This window comes from Candidatus Magnetobacterium casense, assembly GCF_019173545.1.
In the GTDB taxonomy this organism is placed as follows: Bacteria; Nitrospirota; Thermodesulfovibrionia; order Thermodesulfovibrionales; family Magnetobacteriaceae; genus Magnetobacterium; species Magnetobacterium cryptolimnobacter.
This window is the reverse complement of record NZ_JABXWD010000620.1, coordinates 1-1549: the sequence shown is the minus strand read 5'-3', so window position 1 is coordinate 1549 and position 1549 is coordinate 1. Positions and strand designations below refer to the sequence as shown.

Here is a 1549-nt window from a genome sequence, read left to right as displayed (position 1 = left end):
GGATAGAGGGACCGGGGCCGCTGAACGACGACCTCAGCGACCTCTTCGAGGGGCCGGACATGGACCGGGACAACGATGTGTACATCGAGGACCTGGTGACTGTCGACGAGGAAGACGTCTTCGGTGACGGTGGGGAGGACATGTCAGATCTGCTAGACGTCCCTGACGACGTGCTGGATGTCCCTGCAAGTGTCACTAGCGACGTGACAGATGTCACCAGGCTTTGTGTCGATCGGCCGTGTCCCGCACCCGGGTCGAGGCAGGTCTGGCGCCGACCGCCGCGATCGGCTCCCCCGCCCGGTGGAATGATAACCGGGCTACAGTAGAAGAGGACAGATAACATGAGAACCGGATACACACGCGGTAAGCTGTGCCTGGCTTTGCTGACAGCAGTTGTGCTGCTGTTCCTTTTTGCCTCCCCTGTTCTCGCCTACCTGTACAGGGCCACGTTTACCGTTGCTGAAGGGAACGGCACAGACTACACAGGCTTGGCTGTGAACTGCTCAGTTGATGTGGATTGGATGATCACCAACGGTTTCATCACATCGTCCACCGCTCTGGACACTAGGATAGAGACTCTCGGTGGTGTGGAGCAGATCTACATGATGGCGGAAGACAGGATCATGGCATTCGTGCCATCGCTTGGAGGGAACAATCAGGTTAACTGGTACCTGACCACAGGGAACACTGCACTGTCCGACTTTCCCGTGATAACCGGATACGGTGGGTACGTCACCACGACGGACGCCGCAGCCCTAGAACCCGGGAACAGCTTCAACCTAACATTTAACGCGTGGGTGGACAACACAACCAATAACAGTGACGTGGCATTCTCGGTGGTTGCGAGTACCAATTCAAGCAGCAACAACTTAGCGACCACCCATACTGTTAGCCTGCCCAGCGACATTGTGTCCGGGAACCTTTTAATTCTGCTGTTCACGACCTACGATAATGATTCACATACCATAACAGCTGCCTCTGGGTGGACAACCCTGTGGCTTGTCACAAACGCGTTGTACGGATACTATGTAGCTTACAGGGTGGCTGATGGTACGGAAAGCTCAAGTATGAACATAACCACGAATTTGGTAACTAACTCTGCACACGAGACATACAGAATAACAGGGTACACCGGTACCCCTGAAATCGCTTACGACGGAGCCAGCACCACCGATGTCAACCCTAATCCTCCCGCTCTGACCCCAAGTTGGGGAGAGGGGCCGACGCTCTGGATAGCAGGATATCTAGCACAGGACGCTGCTACTTGGACCACCACTGCTATTCCTGCCAACTATTCAGGTCAACTGGACAAGATATACGGAAGCGGTAGCTACTATACTGGAATCGGAACAGCACAAAGAAACTTGTGCACCCTGGCGGAAAACCCAGGCACCTTCACTGTAAGCCAGGCAGTGACTTGGCGAGGTTGCACGATAGGAGTTAAGGGTAACGTGCCAACCAGCTATTTCGTGGGTAAGAACGTCCTTTATGTGTACCCGGACGCTGGAGAATTGAAAGTTGACGCGATCATGAACAATGGTAGTACGAT

The 1549-nt window shown here is 54.2% G+C and carries 2 protein-coding genes; both read left to right on the top strand.

Features of this window, described 5'->3' with window-relative positions; all coding sequences use genetic code 11:
• On the top strand, positions 1-326 hold a 326-nt coding region (locus HWQ67_RS18185), incomplete at its 5' end, for a hypothetical protein (RefSeq protein ID WP_218254110.1).
• 15 nt (positions 327-341) lie between these two features.
• A partial coding sequence (locus HWQ67_RS18180; RefSeq protein WP_218254109.1) for a hypothetical protein occupies positions 342-1549 on the top strand: 1208 nt, incomplete at its 3' end.